This is a genomic window from Bradyrhizobium sp. USDA 3315 (assembly GCF_054056795.1).
The window spans coordinates 5644452-5660677 of record NZ_JBSRYP010000001.1; the positions used below are offsets into that span (position 1 = coordinate 5644452).

The following is a 16226-nucleotide window of genomic DNA, read 5'->3' on the forward strand; positions in this document are numbered from 1 at the left end:
TCCCGCCCATACAGCCGAGTTGCGCAGGCTCGGCAAGGGGTTGCCGCGCCAGCCGCTGTCCCTATTATGCATGTCGCGATCCGGCCCACTTGGCTGGACAGGCGAAAAAGCCGTCCAGTCGATTTCAACTGAAAAGAAGCGGACATGAGCGAAGCGATCAAGACCGATGTGCTGATTATTGGCGCGGGCCCCTGCGGACTGTTCGCCGTGTTCGAACTGGGCCTGCTCGACATGAAGGTGCATCTGGTCGACATCCTCGACAAGATCGGCGGGCAATGCGCCGAGCTCTATCCGGAGAAGCCGATCTACGACATTCCCGGAATTCCCTTCGTCACCGGTCAGGGCCTCACCGAACAGCTGCTGGAGCAGATCAAGCCGTTCGGCCCGACCTTCCATCTCAACGAGATGGTGGAGAGCATCGAGAAGATCGGCGATCCCCTGTTCCGGGTGAAGACCGATGCCGGCAAGGAGTTCGAGTGCAAGGTCGTCGTGATCTCGGCCGGCGGCGGCTCGTTCCAGCCGAAGCGCCCGCCGGTGCCGGGCATCGAGGCCTATGAAGGCACGTCGGTGTTTTATGCCGTGCGCAAGATGGAGCAATTCCGAGACAAGAACATCCTGATCGTCGGCGGCGGCGACTCCGCGCTCGACTGGACGCTCAATCTGCATCCGATCGCCAAGCGCATCACGCTGCTGCACCGGCGCGACGATTTCCGCGCGGCGCCGCACAGCGTCGAGCAGATGCGTGCGCTCGTTGCCGACGGCAGGATGGATCTGAAGATCGGCCAGGTCACGGGGCTCGAAGGCGCCAACGGCCAGCTCTCGGGCGCGGCGCTCAAGGGCAACGACAATGCGGTCTCGACGATCGCCTGCGATACGATGCTGCCGTTCTTCGGACTCACCATGAAGCTCGGCCCGGTCGCGAACTGGGGCGTGGCGCTGGAGAACAATCTGGTGCCGGTCGACACCGCGGCGTTCGAGACCAACGTGTCAGGCATCTTCGCGATCGGCGACATCAACACCTATCCGGGCAAGCTCAAGCTCATTCTCTCCGGCTTCCACGAGGGTGCGCTGATGGCGCAGAAGGCGCACCGCTATGTGTATCCGGACAAGCGGCTGGTGTTCCAGTACACAACCTCGTCATCGAGTTTGCAGAAGAAGCTCGGGGTGAACTGATTTCACTCGAGCGGAGACCAACGCCAGGGGCATGGGCCATTTCCTGCGCGGCGCGGGCACTGGAACGCTCCGTGAAATGGCCGTAGTCTGCTTGTAGTCGAGTTGGTCGATTGATCAGGTGATGATGATGCGGAACACGCTATCCAGACTTCGGCTGATCTTCGCGATCGCCACGGCCTTTGCGCTAGCTGCTCCGCTTGCGGCCTCGGCGGCCGATCCGTCGGCTGCCGGCCTGTGGCAAAAGATCGAAGACGGCAAGCCCGAGGGCTGGTTCCTGGTGATCGAGCGCAATGGCCTGTTCGAAGGCATGATCGCAAAGATGTTCTCATCGCCCGGCGATCCGCCCAATCCGGTCTGCTCGAAATGCACCGACGATCGCAAGGACATGCCGTGGCTCGGCATTCCCCTCATCCGCGACATGAAGCGCAACGGGCTCGCCTATGAAGGCGGCAACGTGCTCGATCCGCGCAACGGCAAGGTCTACAAGGCCAAGATGACGTTGAGCGCCGATGGTCAGACGCTGACGATGCGCGGCTTTCTCGGCATCTCGCTGTTCGGCAAGGATGAGGTCTGGACCCGGCTGCCTGACACCGCGGTGGCCCAGCTCGATCCCGCGATCGTTGCCAAATATCTGCCGGCGCAAGCCGCGGTGGCGAAGCCGGCGGCGCCGGTGCCCGCGACGAAGCGGCACTAAGGCGCGATGAGATTAGGTTGAATCGTCATCGCGCTTTAGTTCTTTGTTTGAGCATGATCTTTTCGGAAAACCGCTTCGCACTTTTCCGGATCATGCTTTAGCACTTCTCTCTAACGCTCCGATCTGCGCACGCTCACGCTCCGCTCTTGCGTGGCAACGTGAGCGTTCAGCGCTGTCCCGTCGGTGCAATCGGCATCGGCAGTGGCGCGACCGGCTCGGTAATCACCTCGGGCACCGCGGTGTTCAGCTGCAGCACGGTGGCGGCCGCGGGGACCGCGGCATCGGCCATCGCGGCATGGCCTTCGGCGCTCGGATGCACCGCGCCGCCATACACCGCCGACAGGATGCCCCATGTCGCGTCGTGGATGTCGCTTGGCTGCATCGAGGACGGCAGGCCCTGCGGGTAGGTCATCGCCGTGAAGTAGCTGTCATTGGCGTCGCGGATCCAGCGCGCGCGCGGCAGATAGGCGCGGTATTCGCCGGCGCTGCGGCCGCATTTCAGCGGCTGGTTGGCCGCGGCGACGATGTCCGAGACGAAGCTGTCGCCGTTGGCGGCGAAGCAGTCGCGGTCGAATTCCGGATCGGTCGAGGCGCGTGCGCAGAAGCCATGGCTCGCAAACGCGTCCTGATGCGCATCGACGAAGGTCATGCGATCGGCCTGCGGATTGCGGCAGATGATGCCGGACTGGCACTGCGCGATCGCCTTGAGCTGCGGCAGGAACTCGTTCTGCACGAAGCTCGAGACCGACGCGAGGCGGTTGGGATCTGCGTTGAACGAGGGATGGATCTCGAAGCCGGCGCGGCCGCCGGGGCAGGGCGCGCCGCCATTGGCCAGCGCCGGATTGGCATAGGCCGTGTAGATCACGTGCGAGAGATCGCCTCCGACCAGCGGCTTCAGCGCGTCGCGCAGCTTGGCAAAATCGGCCGGCAGGTCGCGCGCCAGCGCCGAACGGGCATCGTCGACGCTGGCCATCGAGCCGCCGCGGCTGAACAGCGTGCGCTCGGTCGGCGTGTCGACGATCACGTTGGCGACGAGGCCGGAGAAGTAGATGTCGTTGGCGCCGATCGACAGCAGCACGAGGTCGAGGGTGCGGTCGGGCTGACGGCGCTTGGCGGCGGCGAGTGCCGTGCGCAGCTCCGCGATCTGGCCGTTGACGGTGCCCGAGCAGGTGTTGGCTGTCTTCGTCGGCAGGCATTCCCGCGCCTGCTGCGAGCCGAGCAGGCCGTCGGCGATGGTGGCCCCGGTGCAGGCCAGCGGCAGATAGGTCACCGCGATGTGCGGATATTGCACGGCGAGCGCGAGCGCCGTGCGGGTCTGGTAGCTGTACAGCGACCGGTGACACGCCGAGTTGAGCCACAGCGCGCTCTGGCGCTGCCAGTTGGTCAGGGTATCCGGTGCTTCGCAGGCGCGGCCGCCTTTGTAGCCGGCGCGGCTCGGCCGGTAATATTGCGCTCCGCCGAGATAGGAGCGGAAGCAGAACCCCTCGTCGGAGAGCGCAATCGCGCGGTCGGGATTGCCCTCGCCGGATGCGATGCTGTCGCCGAGGCCCGCGATCAGCAAGTCGCGCACCTCGATCGGCGTCGTTACGCGCTGGTTGGCGTCCGAGCCGCTTGCGACGTCGACGGTCGCGACCGTGGTGCGGCCGTAGCGGACGCGCAGGTTGATCGGCTCGGCGCAATCGAATGTCGAGGATTGCGGCCCATCGCCGTCGTCGAACGACCAGGCGCAGGTCGCGCCGACCGGAACCGGCCCGGTGAGCCGTACGACGATCGGATGATCGATCGGCGTCAGATAGCTTTCCTTGACGTTGTCGCGCGTGCAGGGCTCGCTGACGCGGCCCTGCAGGTCGATGCAGAGCCGGTTCACGGTGTTGCGCGCCCAGCCGCGGCCGTCGCTTTGCAGTTCCAGCGTCTGTTCCGAGGCCAGCACGCTGCGGCCAAGCCCGCTTTCGACATGCAGGCGGAAGTCGCGTTCCTCTCGGAACAGGCGGAAGCGGTTGCGGACCTCCCAGGAAATCTGCAGCTGGTTGTCCTGCGCCTCCGCGGCCGATGCGAAGACCGCGGCCAGCGCGCTGCCGAGCAGCACGCTGCAGACCGTCACCCGTAACGAAAATCGAACCAAAAAGCCAATCATGGCGCGGTTTGACGCGAGCGGTACGGCGAAAATAAGAGAAGCGGCCGCGAGGATCGAAAATCCGGGGTCGAGGGGCCCGCACAGGGGGCCGATAACGTTGTCCGTTACCGTTTCAGCTGCCTGACCCGCTGCTGCCGGCTTTCGATCGGTTGCCGCACGGTCGCCGAAGCCGTGCAGGCTTGGCTTAGTCGTTTCCGCTCTTGCCAGGGCTGCACCACGTTGAGCCAGAGCTCGCGCATGCCCATGATCGAGATCGAAATCCCGAACGGGATCAGGAAGTAGAGGATGCGGAACACGACCAGCGTCGCCAGCAATTGTTCCTTGCTGAACTCCGGCAGCGCCACCAGCATCGCGGCGTCGAACACGCCGATCGAGCCGGGGGCGTGGCTGGCGAAGCCGAGCAGCGTCGCCAGGATGAACACGACCGCCAGCGAGACGAAGTCGATATGCGGCTCGGTCGGCATCAGCAGGTACATTGCGAGCGCGCAGAAACCGAGATCGACCACGCCGATCAGGATCTGCAACAGCGTCAGCTTGGCCGAGGGCAGCACCACCTTCCAGCCGTTCTGGCCGAGCTCGCGGCGCTTCTCGCCGGTCAGGAGCCAGACGAAATAGGCGCCGATGCCGGCAAGACAGCCGAGCGCGATCAGCCGGTTCATCGCCGGCGGCAGCAGGTCCATCGCCGACGCCGCCGCCGGGTGCCAGGCCATGCCGAAGCCGAGCACGAACAAATTGCCGAGCCAGAAGGTCAGGCCCGACAGAAAGCAGATCTTGGCGACGTCGATCGCGGAGAGGCCATAATCGGAATAGATCCGGAAGCGGATCGCGCCGCCGGTGAAAACCGTGGCGCCGATATTGTGGCCGATCGTGTAGCTCGTGAAGCTCGACAGCGCTGCGATGCGGTAGGGGACATGGATCTTGCCGATCGTGCGCAGCGCGAAGAAGTCGTAGAAGGTCAGCGTGCAGAACGCCCCGACCACGCAGAGCGCCGCCAGCGCGATCCGGTGCGGCGCGATGTTGGTGAGCGCGGTGAGAATGATGCCGGTATCGACGCCCTTCAGGGTGTGAACGAGCGACGTGATCGCGAACGCGATGATCAACACACTCGCGGCGATCCCGAGCCGTTTCCAGCCGATCTTTTCCTTGAAACCACGCCCGAGCGTGGTCAGCAGCCGAAGCATTCATCCTCCCGGCGGGGCGGCAAATTTCAGTGGGACCCGATCACGGACGGCGACGGGTGACGGGCAAACGCACCGTACGCGATGACCCATAAGGCAAAACCGATGCGTTGTGCAGCCCTTGACAAGCCAACCTTCGGCCCTCGTCCAGCGTCATTGTCATATTGGCTACATATGTTCTCGCTCTGCGGAATGTGAGTCGCAGGACCGCGATGGGGCCACTGCATGTTCCGCCGTTTCAGGCGGTTTCGCCGGCTTTTTTGCCGATTTTGCGGCCGTCCCGGCGTCGATGCGGGTTAGCTGGCGCGAGGCGAATGGACGATATGCGTCAGCATGGGGACGGCTGAGCCGGCTGTGACGTTTACCAAAGTGTGAAGTCGACGCGCGCATGCGCATGATGCGCCCTGCGCTCGGGCCAGTGAGCCGCGCGAGGGCGGTCCGTAGGTCTATTGAGGCAAAACGCCGCGCAAGCGGGCCGCCGTCGGACAGATCGGCCGGGTACGAGATTTCACACTTCGATCCGTGGCGAAGTGTTGCGGCGAAACGAAGGCCTATGTCTCGCATTGGTTGCCGAGAGCAAGGACGAGACCATGCAACAGACCTCCCTGAACGTCCGGCACATGCCGGACCGCCGCGCAACGTCGCATCGGCAAACGAGCGGGCTCGCGGCGACGTTGACGCTCGCCGCGATGAGTCTCGGCTATGGCGTCGTGCAGCTCGACGTCACCATCGTCAACACGGCGCTCAACGCGATCGGCGCCTCGCTCGGCGGCGGCGTCGCCGAACTGCAATGGGTGGTCAGCGCCTACACGATCGCCTTTGCGGCCTTCATCCTGACCGCGGGCGCGCTCGGCGACCGGATCGGCGCCAAGCGCATCTTCATGGCCGGGTTTGCGATCTTCACCGCGGCATCGGTTGCCTGCGCGGTCGCGCCTGATGCGACGACGCTGATCGCCGCCCGCTGCGTTCAGGGGCTGGCCGCCGCCATCCTGGTGCCGAACTCGCTGGCGCTGCTCCGCCATGCCTATGAAGACGAGAAGGCGCGGGGACGGGCGGTCGGTGTCTGGGCCGCGGGCGCGAGCCTTGCGCTGACCGCCGGCCCGTTCGTCGGCGGCGGACTGATCGCGCTGGTCGGCTGGCGCGCGATCTTTCTGGTCAACCTGCCGATCGGCCTCGCCGGCTTGTGGCTCGCCTGGCGCTTTGCCAGCGAAACCACGCGTCATCAGCAACACCGGCTCGATCTGCCGGGGCAGGTCGCGGCGATCGCCGCGCTCGGCACGTTGGCCGGCGCGCTGATCGAAGGCGGCGCGCTCGGCTGGGGCAACCCGTTCGTGATCGCAGGCTTCGCTCTCGCCGCCGTCTTCTCCGTGCTGTTCGTCTGGCGTGAGGCGCGCGCGCCGCAGCCGATGCTGCCGCTCTCGCTGTTCCGCCACCGGATGTTTGCCCTGACCTCGCTGGTCGGCCTCCTGGTCAATGTCGCGTTCTACGGCCTGATCTTCGTGCTCAGCCTCTACTTCCAGCAGGTCAACGGGCTGCCGGCGTTCGCCACTGGCCTCGCGTTCGTGCCGATGCTCGGCGCCGTGCTGCCCGCCAACCTGATCGCACCGCATGTCGCGGAGCGGATCGGCGCGCCGGCGACAATCGCGCTCGGCGCCGCTCTCTCCGCCACCGGATGTCTTGCGATGCTGTTCATCGGCCCCGGCACCAGCTACCTCGCGATCTGCCTGCAATTGCTGGCCATGAGCGGCGGCCTCGGCCTGCTGGTGCCGCCCCTGACATCGGCGCTGCTCGGCAGTGCCGGGCCGCAGCATGCCGGCATCGCGGCCGGGGTGTTGAACGCGACCCGGCAGACGGGCAGCGTGCTCGGTGTCGCGCTGTTCGGCTCGATGGTCAGCCGGTCCGCGGCCTTCATCACCGGCCTGCATGCGGCCCTCGTCATCTCCGCCGGCGTGTTGCTGGCGGCGGCTGCGCTGATCTGGATCGGCGCATGGTCACAGGCTCGGCGCTGAGACGAACCGCAGCGAGGCATCTCCGCGTTGCCCTGACCCGATCGCCTGCATTCAAGGCTTCTTCACCATGCGTGGAACCTTGCTGCGGTGCGGTTACCGTTCCTACACGAATGCGTCTGTTCTTATAGGTCCATAAAGGGGGCCTATATGTATCGCGTTCTGACCTGTCTCACTTTGGAACATGACTGGCGGTTGGTCGTCCTCGGCGGGGTGATCTGCCTGCTCGCCAGCGCCGTCGCGATCAGCCTGTTTCACCGTGCCCGCGCTGCGCAGGGGCGGGCCCGCGAGATCTGGATCGGCCTCGATGCGGCGGTCGGCGGTTGCGGTATCTGGGCCACCCATTTCGTTGCCATGCTGGCGTACGATCCCGGCATCGAGGCCGGGTACAACATTCCCATCACGCTGCTGTCGCTGGTGCTCGCGGTTGCGATCCTGGCGGTCGGATTGGCCGTCGCCACGCTCGATGGACGCTGGCAGACGGTTGCGGCCGGTGGCGCGATCGTCGGCGCCGGTGTCGCGGCGATGCATTACACCGGCATGCTCGGGCTGGAGCTGCCCGCGCGCATCGTCTGGTCGCCCGGCATCGTCGCCTCGTCGATCGCGTTCGGAAGCCTGTTCGGCGCGCTCGCGCTCGTCGTTGCCACCCGTGGCGAACGTTTCGGCACCACCGCCGCCGCGACCGGTCTTCTGACCGTCGCGATCGTCTCGCATCATTTCACCGCGATGGGCGCGGTGACGCTCGTCCCGGATCCGACCATCGTTTCCGGCGGACTTACGGTCTCGCCGCGCGTGCTCTCGTTCATGACCGCCGTTGCGGCCTTCGCGATCCTCGGCCTCTCGCTGATCGCCTCGATCCTCGACCGTCGCGCCAAGACCGAACTTCACAAGCAGAAGGTGGTGCTCGATACCGCGCTCGAGAACATGTCGCAGGGGCTGTGCATGTTCGATGCCGACGGCCGCATCATGCTGTTCAACGAGCGCTACAGCGAGATGATGGGGCGCAGTCGCATACCGCTGCAGGGACGCCTGCTGATCGATGTCCTGCAGGACCTCCATTCCATCGGCGAGTGGGACGGCGATCCCGAGGAGTTCTGCAATGCTCTCGTCGCCGAGGCAAAGGCCGGCCACAGCGCGACGCGGATCGTCAGCCGCAACGAGCGCGCGATCCGTGTCGTCGACCAGCCGATGAAGGGCGGCGGCTGGGTTGCGACCTTCGAGGACATCACCGAATGGCAGCAGGCCCAGGAACAGATTTCACACATGGCGCGGCATGACGCGCTGACCAATTTGCCGAACCGGACGCTGTTCCGCGAGCAGCTCGAGAAGGCCTCGAGACTGGCCAAGCGCTCCGACCAACTGGCCGTGCTCTGTCTCGATCTCGATCATTTCAAGGAAATCAACGACACGCTCGGACATCCGATCGGCGACGCGCTGCTCCGCGAAGTGGCGCGCCGGCTGGGCGAATGCGTCACCGAGCACGACACCGTGGCGCGGCTTGGCGGCGACGAATTCGCCATCGTGCAGTTCTGCAGCAATTGCGAGCCGTCCGTCGTGTCGTCGCTGGCAAGTCTCGTGGTCGAGCGGATCGCCGCGCCCTACGAGATCGGCGGCCATCAGCTCGTGATCGGCGTCAGCATCGGCATCTCGCTCGCGCCCGAAGACGGCAAGGATCCCGACGAATTGCTGCAAAAGGCCGATCTCGCGCTGTACCGCGCCAAGGCCGACGGCCGCGGCACCTATCGCTTCTTCGAGACCGGGATGGATGCGCGTGCGCAGGCGCGCCGCCTGCTGGAGCGCGACCTGCGGCTCGCGCTCGAGCATGACGAGTTCGAGGTCTACTACCAGCCGATCCGCGATGTCGCGGGCGATCGGATCGTCGCCTTCGAGGCGCTGGCGCGCTGGAACCATTCGCTGCGTGGCCTGATCGCGCCGAACAATTTTATTCCTGTCGCCGAGGAAACCGGGCTGATCGTTCCGCTTGGCGAGATCGTGTTGCGCAAGGCCTGCGCGGATGCCGCGGGCTGGCCCGAGGCCGTCGCGGTTGCCGTCAATCTCTCGCCGGTGCAGTTCAAGAACCCGAATTTGGTGTCGTCGGTGAAGGCGGCGCTGCAAGCATCGGGCCTGTCGGCGGATCGGCTTGAGCTCGAGATCACCGAATCGGTGCTGCTGCAGAACAGCGAGGCGACGCTCGCGGTGCTGCATGAGCTGCGCGGCTTCGGCGTCCGCATCTCGCTGGACGATTTCGGCACCGGCTATTCCTCGCTGAGCTATCTGCGCAGCTTCCCGTTCGACAAGATCAAGATCGACCGGTCCTTCGTCACCGACCTTGCGACACGCGAGGACTCGATGGCGATCGTGCGCGCGGTCACCGGCCTCGGCAAGAGCCTCGGCATCGTCACGACAGCCGAAGGGGTCGAGACCGATACCCAGTTCGATCTGCTGCGTCGGGAGGGCTGCACGCAGGCGCAGGGCTATCTGTTCAGCCCGCCGCGACCGGCAGCCGACGTCGCCAAGATGTTGCGCAGGGTGCCGGAACGGTCGGTCGCGTGAGTTGGAAGGCCGGAGAGCCGGATTCTGGTTTGGACGCGTTCTCTTCACGCGAACCGCGTCCACTTCGCTCGAAAACGCTCTAGCTCTTGCGCAGGGCAAAATAGGCGCCGCAGAACGCCATCACTGCGCCGAGGCACAGGGCGGCAAGGCCTGCAAGCACGGCGGATATGGTCGAGACCGTGCTCGGCGCCGACGCGGCCTGGCCGGCGCCGGCCAGCATCAGCACGCCGACGACGATCAGGAAGTTACGCATCCGCTGCGGGATCTGGCCGGCCACCGCGCTGTGCATCAGATTGGCGGTGAAGTAGCCGCCCGAAAATGCGACGGTCGCGATCAGCCACCACGCAATCGCGGCGCCCGCCGGCATGAACTCGTGGCTATCGGAGCGCCACAGGCCGCCGAGATCGAGCCCGTAGCGCGCGCCGAGCATGTGCACGGCAAGCGCCAGCAGCACGCCGGATATCATCGCGCCGCCGAGGATGAGGTAGCGCGGAAAATAGGTCGTCTCGGGCATGGCTCGCTTGTAGGATAGCCGTGACGTCCCGCGCAAGCGCTTGGATGGATTTGGACGGGTGGAACGGCGGCTTGCCAACAACGTTGCAGGATCGATCGGAGGCAGGCGAGGGCTCGCCGCTGCGCTATGCCTACAAGGCCTCATTGATCGGCTCGGCGCACCAGTTCGAGCTGACCGAGGACGGGCTGTCGTGGCGGATCGCCGGCCGGTCGGGCGTGTGGGACTATGCCGACATCTCCGCGGTGAAATTGTCCTATCGCCCGGTCTCGATGCAGCAGCAGCGGTTTCGCGCCGACATCGACAACGCCAAGGGCGGGCGGATCGCGATCCTCTCGACCACCTGGCAGACCGCGACGCTGGTGGCGCCGCAGGGCCATCTCTACCGCGACTTCATCGTCGAGCTGCATCGCCGGATGCAGGCGGCGGGCAGCAACGCCAGGCTGGTCGGAGGCCTCGGACCGAAGACGTACACCGCCGCGCTGGCGCTGCTGGCCTGCCTTGCGGTGGCAATGATCGGATTGCTGCTGACGGCGCTGCTGACCTCGAACTGGATGGGGGCGCTGTTCCTGGTCGGCTTTGCGGCGCTGTTCACCTGGCAGGTCGGCGGTTTCGTCACGCGCAACCGGCCGCGGCGCTACAGCTTCGATCAATTGCCCGATGCGCTGCTGCCGAAGGCGGTTCGCAATCGGTGAGGCAGCGGTTCGCGCGGCCGGACTGTAAGCGGGTTGTAAGCAACGCGCTGTAAACTCGGCGACGGATTTGCTTTTGGCTGGAGCGTCAGATGACAATCCGGACCCCATTTTTGGCTCTGTGCCTTGTGCTCCTGAGCATCCCGCCGGCTCTTTCCAAGGGCAGCGTGGGCAACAAACATGATCCGCTTGATCACAATCACGTCGACAATCTGCCGCCCGACGTGCGGCGATACGTTGCCGGAATTTGCAAGGGAACGCCGGTCGCGCAGCACGACTTTGCGACCTACTCGCCGCAAGAAAAGCGCTGGCGGATAAACCTCGAATATCTGCAGTGCGGCGTGATCGGGGAGTATCGCAAAGGCAACCAGTGCATGGATGTGGACTTCGTAGCCGAGGGCGCGCATTTTCGTCTCGTGAGAAAGACGTATGCGGCCTGTGGCTTTTGATGCCCTGGCGCTCACTGGAAATGGGCCGCTGCGAGTGCCACTCCTATCCAATTCTGGACTGCGGCGCTGCTTCGGAGTGAACGTGCGATGTCACTCCGTCGAGTCAAAATCCTCTTCGGTCGCGCTCAGCATTCCCGCCAGTGTCCGCAGGCCGAGGTCGAGTTGCTCCATCGGCGGTGCGGCCAGTGCGAGCCGCACCGCATTGGGCGCGTGCCCCGGCGTGGCGGCAAAGGTCGTCGACGGCGTCAGCGCGATGTCGCGGCGCGCCGCGGCCGCGACCAGTGTCTGCGAGCGCCAATGCGGCGGCAAGGTCAGCCAGAGATGATACGACTTCGGATTGGTCTGGATTTCGAAATCGGCCAGATGCTTGGCCGCCAGAAGCTGGCGGCGGCCGGCATCGATCCGTTTCAGCCGTGACAATTCGGCGGCGGTGCCGTCGGCCATCAGCCGCTGCCCCGCGGCGAAGGCGTAGCCCGACGCGGTCCAGCCGCCCGAGCGCACCGCGGCCATGATGCTCTCGCGCAGCCGCGGCGGCGACACGATGAAGCCGAGCGCGAGGCCCGGCGCGACCTTCTTCGACAGGCTGTCGAGCACGATGCAGCTGTCGGGCGCGAGCGCGGCGAGCGGCGCCTCATCGTCGAGGAATCCGTAGACGCCGTCCTCGATGACGATGAGGCCGAGCTTCTCCACCACGCGCAACAGCTCGGCGCGGCGCTCGGCCGGCATGGTGATGCTGAGCGGGTTCTGGATCGTGGGCTGGACGTAGATCGCGGACAGGTGCGCCTCGCGATGCGCCTTCTGCACCGCATCCGGTCGCACGCCGTGTTCGTCCATCGCGAGCGGCACCAGCGAGATGCCGAGCCGCGCCGCGATGCCCTTGACGAACGGGTAGGTCAGCGCCTCGACGCCGCAGCGTCCGCCGGGCGGCACCACGGCGGCGAGCGCGGCGGCGATGCATTGCCGGCCATTGGCGGTGAACACGATCTGGTCGGGATTTGGCGTCCAGCTTTTGCGCGCCAGAAATTCCGAGGAGATGGTGCGTGCCGCCCGCGTGCCAAAGCTGGTCGCCGGCCGCAGCGCGCCCTCGAGCACCTCGGGCCGCTCCAGTCCTTCGAGGCTCTTGGCGATCATCGTCGCCTGGTGCGGCAGCAGCGGATAGTTGAACTCGAGGTCGATGCGGGCGCCGCGCGGCTCGGTCGGGGCCGTGATGCCGCGGCGTGCCTCGCCGGACACGAAAGTGCCGCGGCCGACTTCACCGACTACCAACCCGCGCCGCAACAGTTCGGTGTAGACCCGGCTCGCCGTCGAGACGGCGATGTTGCGGTCATAGGCGAAATGACGCTGCGGCGGCAGCCGGTCGCCCGCCTTCAGCGCGCCGCTGGCGATCTCGGCGGCCACCGCATCCGCCAGCTTCAGATATTCGAACCTCGACATTATTGCACCGAGAGCAATGTTTTACTTGCTCCGAGCAATGTACCGGATCATTTAAGAGGGAACAAGCCCATGATTGCACCGAGGAGTGCGCAAGCAGTCCGAGGTCCCGGCGGCGAAGGCGCTGAAACAGCATTTGCGTCAACGGCGTAGCTTTGTCTATGGGCAGCGAAGGAGAGATGACAATGTCAGCGATATCCTCAGCCGCCGCAGCGCCCGCGCGGCCTAGTACATTGGGCGGATTGCTCCGATTGCTCCGAGTGTGGGGCGATGCGCTCGCGACCTATTGGGTGCGCCGCGAGGCGATCAAGACGCTGCGCCAGCTCGATGACCGGGCGTTGCGCGATATCGGACTCTCGCGCTGCCAGATCGAGACCGCCGTCACCGGCGACTTCGACCTGGAGCTGGTGCGGATCCGTTAAGATGCCGGTGCTGCGCTAATGCATGATCCGGAAAAGTGCGAAGCGGTTTTCCAAAAAGGTCATGCTCAAACAAAGAGCTAAAGCGCGATGACGATTCAACCCGATCACGTCGCGCCTTAGGGCCGGGCGCCGACTGCCGGTTGCAGAATTCACCGAAACTACACCAAAGAAGCGGAAGAGCCCCATCTCGTCACCGCCGTCGCTCCAAGGTTGTGACGCTCTATGCTAGCCTGTTAGCTGCGTACGCTAGCGTTGAGTTGGGGACCGATGGCCGCTCGCAAATTGTCGCAAGGGCGGGCCCCGACCCGGGAAGCGCGTCGCCGCTGGCATGAGGAGCGATCGCTGCGCTGTGCGATCCGGTTGGCCCGCATGGGCTACTGGGAGTCGCAGAGTGCCGCCGCGACCGATCTCTGGATATCGCCCGAGCTCGCCGCCTTCTACGAATTCGACACCGCCGACGGCTACATCCCCATCGCCACGGTGCGCGAGCGCTATTTGCCTGAAAGCCGGAAGCTCCTGGAGGCGCATTACGCGGCCTGCTGGGCGGAGGGGCGGCCCTATGCGGTGCGCGCGAGACTCCGCAGTTTCGATGGCAGCCTGCTCGACTGCGTGGTGCATGGCGAGCCGGAATTCGACGCGGACGGCCAGGTTCGACGCGTGTCCGGCATCGTCCGCGACGTCACGGAGGAGACCTCCGCGCTGCGGCGCCTGGCGGAGAGCGAGCAACGGCTGGCCGATTTTGTCTCGACCGCCTCGGACTGGTGCTGGGAGAGCGACGCCGAGCATCGGCTGCTGCCCTATCCCAAATCGCTTGCCGGCAATGCGGCGTTCCAGACGGTGGCCGCTGGCAGGAAGGCGCGCTGGGAGCTGACTTATGCACCCGAGGACGGCGAGGCGATGGCGCGGCACCGGGCCGATATGGAGGCCCATCGCCCTTTTCGCGACTTCACCTATACGCTGATCGGCAAGGACGGCTCGCGCGTCAGTATCTGCACCAGCGGCAAGCCCATCTTCGGCGATGACGGCAGCTTTCTCGGCTATCGCGGCACCTCCAGCGACATCACCCAGCTCAGGGCGGCCAAGGCGCTGCTCGACCAGCGCACGCGGGCGCTGGAGGAAGCCCACCGTCTCGGCAAGATCGGCACCTGGAGCCACCGGCTGGACAGCGGCCGCACGATCTGGGCGCCCGAACTCTACCAGCTCCTCGGCTTGCCCGACACGTTCGAGCCGACCGATGAGAACATGAGGCCCTATTTCCTGGACGGCGACGCCGACCGCTTCCGGGATGTGCAGAAACGGGTGCTGCGCACCCGCCGGACCGAGGCCACCGACCTGCGCATCCTGCACGCGCACGGTATGCCCCGCGATCTGGCTGTGATCTGCAAGGCGGAGGTTGCCCACGACAAGGTCATCGGCATCATCGGCACCGTGCAGGACGTCACCGAGCGCAAGGAAGCCGAGCGCCAGCTCGAGCAGCTCGCCTACAGCGATCCGTTGACCGGCCTTGCCAATCGCGCGCTGTTCACGCGCCAGCTCGCCGCCCTGACCGAAGGCTGCGCCCGGGGAGGCCGGACTGGTGCGCTGCTGCTCATCGACCTCGATCGCTTCAAGGAGGTCAATGATTCCCTCGGCCATGCCGCCGGTGACGAATTGCTGATCAAGGTGGCGGCTGCGTTGCGGCAGGACTTGGGGCCGCGCGCCTTCATCGCCCGGCTCGGCGGCGACGAATTCGCCGTGCTGGCGGATGGATGCGACACGTCCGACGCCGCGCTGACCGGGCTTGCCGATCGGCTCGTCGGCAAACTGTCCGGCCCCGTCGATCTTGCCGAGGGCGAGGCCTCGGTCGGCGCCACCATCGGCATCGCCCGCCTGCCGGAGCACGGTGCGACGGCGGAGACCGCCGTGCGCAACGCGGACCTCGCGCTCTACATGGCCAAGGAGGCCGGGCGCGGCCGGGCGCAACTGTTCGAGCCGGTCTACGCGCAGGCCGTCGATGAAAGGCTCGATCTCGGCCGCCATCTGCGCCACGCCGTGGAGGCCGGCGCCCTCGAGGCCCATTACCAGCCGCAGGTGGACCTGAAGACCGGCCGCGTCACCGGCTTCGAGGCGCTGCTGCGCTGGACCCATCCCGAGCGCGGGCCGATCTCGCCGGCGGAGTTCATCCCGATCGCCGAAAGCTCCGGCCTCATCGTCGACCTCGGCCTGTGGGTGCTGCGCGAGGCCTGCCGGCAGGGCCGCGCCTGGCTGGATGCCGGGCTGCCGCCGCGCTCCATCTCGGTCAATGTCTCGCCGGCGCAGATCTGGAGCGTGGATTTCGAGACCGCGGTCTCGGCCATCCTGGCAGAGACCGGCTTTCCGGCGGAGCTGCTCTGCCTGGAGCTGACCGAAAGCCTGTTCGTGGATCATACCGAGCAACGGATCAGTCGCACGCTGACGGCGCTGTCCGGCTTGGGCGCCCGGCTGGCGCTGGACGATTTCGGCTCGGGCTATTCCTCGCTCGGCTACCTGACGCGCCTGCCTTTCGACTGCCTGAAAGTGGACCGGGCCTTCGTGGATGGCATTTCCACCGCGCCGGAGAAGCGCAAGCTGCTCGGCGGCATCATCGCCCTGTCGCACGGGCTCGGCATGACGGTCGTGGCGGAGGGCGCCGAATTGTCCGCCGAGCTGGACGTGCTCGGCGGGCTCGATTGCGATTTGGTGCAGGGCTTCGTGTTTTCCCCGCCGATCGCCGCCGACAAGGCGCCGCTGGTCGCCGCCAGCATCGAGCGCGAGGCACGCCGGATGCAGCCGCAACGGAATCGCCTCTAGCCGAACACCGCTTTGGCAGCGTTCTTTTGCCCGTGGCTTTGCCTCGATGGTGGCAGCTGACCAATCAGCTGGGCCGTGTACTCATAAAGCGGAGCTGGATGAGGGACGCTTGATGTCCGCTCTCACCCTGACAGCCGCGAGAAAGCGGACGTCGCCGGAGGTTCGAGAAGGGCCA

Annotated in this window: 12 protein-coding genes; 8 read left to right on the forward strand and 4 right to left on the reverse strand. The window is 66.0% G+C overall.

From position 1 onward, the window contains the following. The first annotated feature begins 144 nt into the window (after positions 1 to 144). Complete coding sequence (locus ACVIYL_RS26140) at positions 145 to 1173, forward strand: NAD(P)/FAD-dependent oxidoreductase (protein WP_168855018.1); 1029 nt, start codon at positions 145 to 147, stop codon at positions 1171 to 1173. A 127-nt stretch (positions 1174 to 1300) separates the two neighbouring features. Continuing rightward, on the forward strand, positions 1301 to 1867 hold the full coding sequence (locus ACVIYL_RS26145) for a DUF2147 domain-containing protein (protein WP_375167071.1): 567 nt from the start codon (positions 1301 to 1303) through the stop codon (positions 1865 to 1867). Between the two features lie 166 nt (positions 1868 to 2033). On the opposite strand, the gene ACVIYL_RS26150 is transcribed toward ACVIYL_RS26145, so the two are convergent. After that, positions 2034 to 4001 carry a hypothetical protein gene (locus tag ACVIYL_RS26150; RefSeq protein ID WP_375167072.1) on the reverse strand — a complete coding sequence of 656 codons (1968 nt, stop codon included), beginning with the start codon at positions 3999 to 4001 and terminating at the stop codon, positions 2034 to 2036. Positions 4002 to 4105: 104 nt separating this feature from the next. Beyond that, entirely contained in the window at positions 4106 to 5182 is a 1077-nt protein-coding gene (locus ACVIYL_RS26155; RefSeq protein WP_028337716.1) for a lysylphosphatidylglycerol synthase transmembrane domain-containing protein, read from the reverse strand. A 617-nt stretch (positions 5183 to 5799) separates the two neighbouring features. Here ACVIYL_RS26155 and ACVIYL_RS26160 point away from each other — a divergent pair. Then, positions 5800 to 7188 carry an MFS transporter gene (locus ACVIYL_RS26160; protein ID WP_456781891.1) on the forward strand — a complete coding sequence of 463 codons (1389 nt, stop codon included), beginning with the start codon at positions 5800 to 5802 and terminating at the stop codon, positions 7186 to 7188. 147 nt (positions 7189 to 7335) lie between these two features. Continuing rightward, on the forward strand, positions 7336 to 9738 hold the full coding sequence (locus ACVIYL_RS26165; RefSeq protein WP_076825716.1) for an EAL domain-containing protein: 2403 nt from the start codon (positions 7336 to 7338) through the stop codon (positions 9736 to 9738). A 79-nt stretch (positions 9739 to 9817) separates the two neighbouring features. Here the strand turns inward: ACVIYL_RS26165 and ACVIYL_RS26170 are convergent, their stop codons facing one another. Then, complete coding sequence (locus ACVIYL_RS26170) at positions 9818 to 10252, reverse strand: hypothetical protein (RefSeq protein WP_456780209.1); 435 nt, start codon at positions 10250 to 10252, stop codon at positions 9818 to 9820. A 44-nt stretch (positions 10253 to 10296) separates the two neighbouring features. Between ACVIYL_RS26170 and ACVIYL_RS26175 the strand changes: the two genes are divergently transcribed. Beyond that, positions 10297 to 10944, forward strand: a complete 648-nt coding sequence (locus ACVIYL_RS26175) for a hypothetical protein (RefSeq protein WP_456780210.1) — start codon at positions 10297 to 10299, stop codon at positions 10942 to 10944. Positions 10945 to 11033: 89 nt separating this feature from the next. Continuing rightward, entirely contained in the window at positions 11034 to 11390 is a 357-nt protein-coding gene (locus ACVIYL_RS26180) for a hypothetical protein (protein WP_156436156.1), read from the forward strand. A gap of 90 nt (positions 11391 to 11480) precedes the next feature. Here the strand turns inward: ACVIYL_RS26180 and ACVIYL_RS26185 are convergent, their stop codons facing one another. Further along, on the reverse strand, positions 11481 to 12824 hold the full coding sequence (locus ACVIYL_RS26185; protein ID WP_229159674.1) for an aminotransferase-like domain-containing protein: 1344 nt from the start codon (positions 12822 to 12824) through the stop codon (positions 11481 to 11483). 257 nt (positions 12825 to 13081) lie between these two features. Between ACVIYL_RS26185 and ACVIYL_RS26190 the strand changes: the two genes are divergently transcribed. After that, on the forward strand, positions 13082 to 13243 hold the full coding sequence (locus ACVIYL_RS26190) for a DUF1127 domain-containing protein (protein ID WP_080583391.1): 162 nt from the start codon (positions 13082 to 13084) through the stop codon (positions 13241 to 13243). Between the two features lie 267 nt (positions 13244 to 13510). Next, the gene (locus tag ACVIYL_RS26195) at positions 13511 to 16051 is read left to right on the forward strand and encodes a sensor domain-containing protein (RefSeq protein ID WP_456780211.1); all 2541 of its coding nucleotides are present in this window, start codon (positions 13511 to 13513) and stop codon (positions 16049 to 16051) included. Positions 16052 to 16226: the final 175 nt, after the last annotated feature.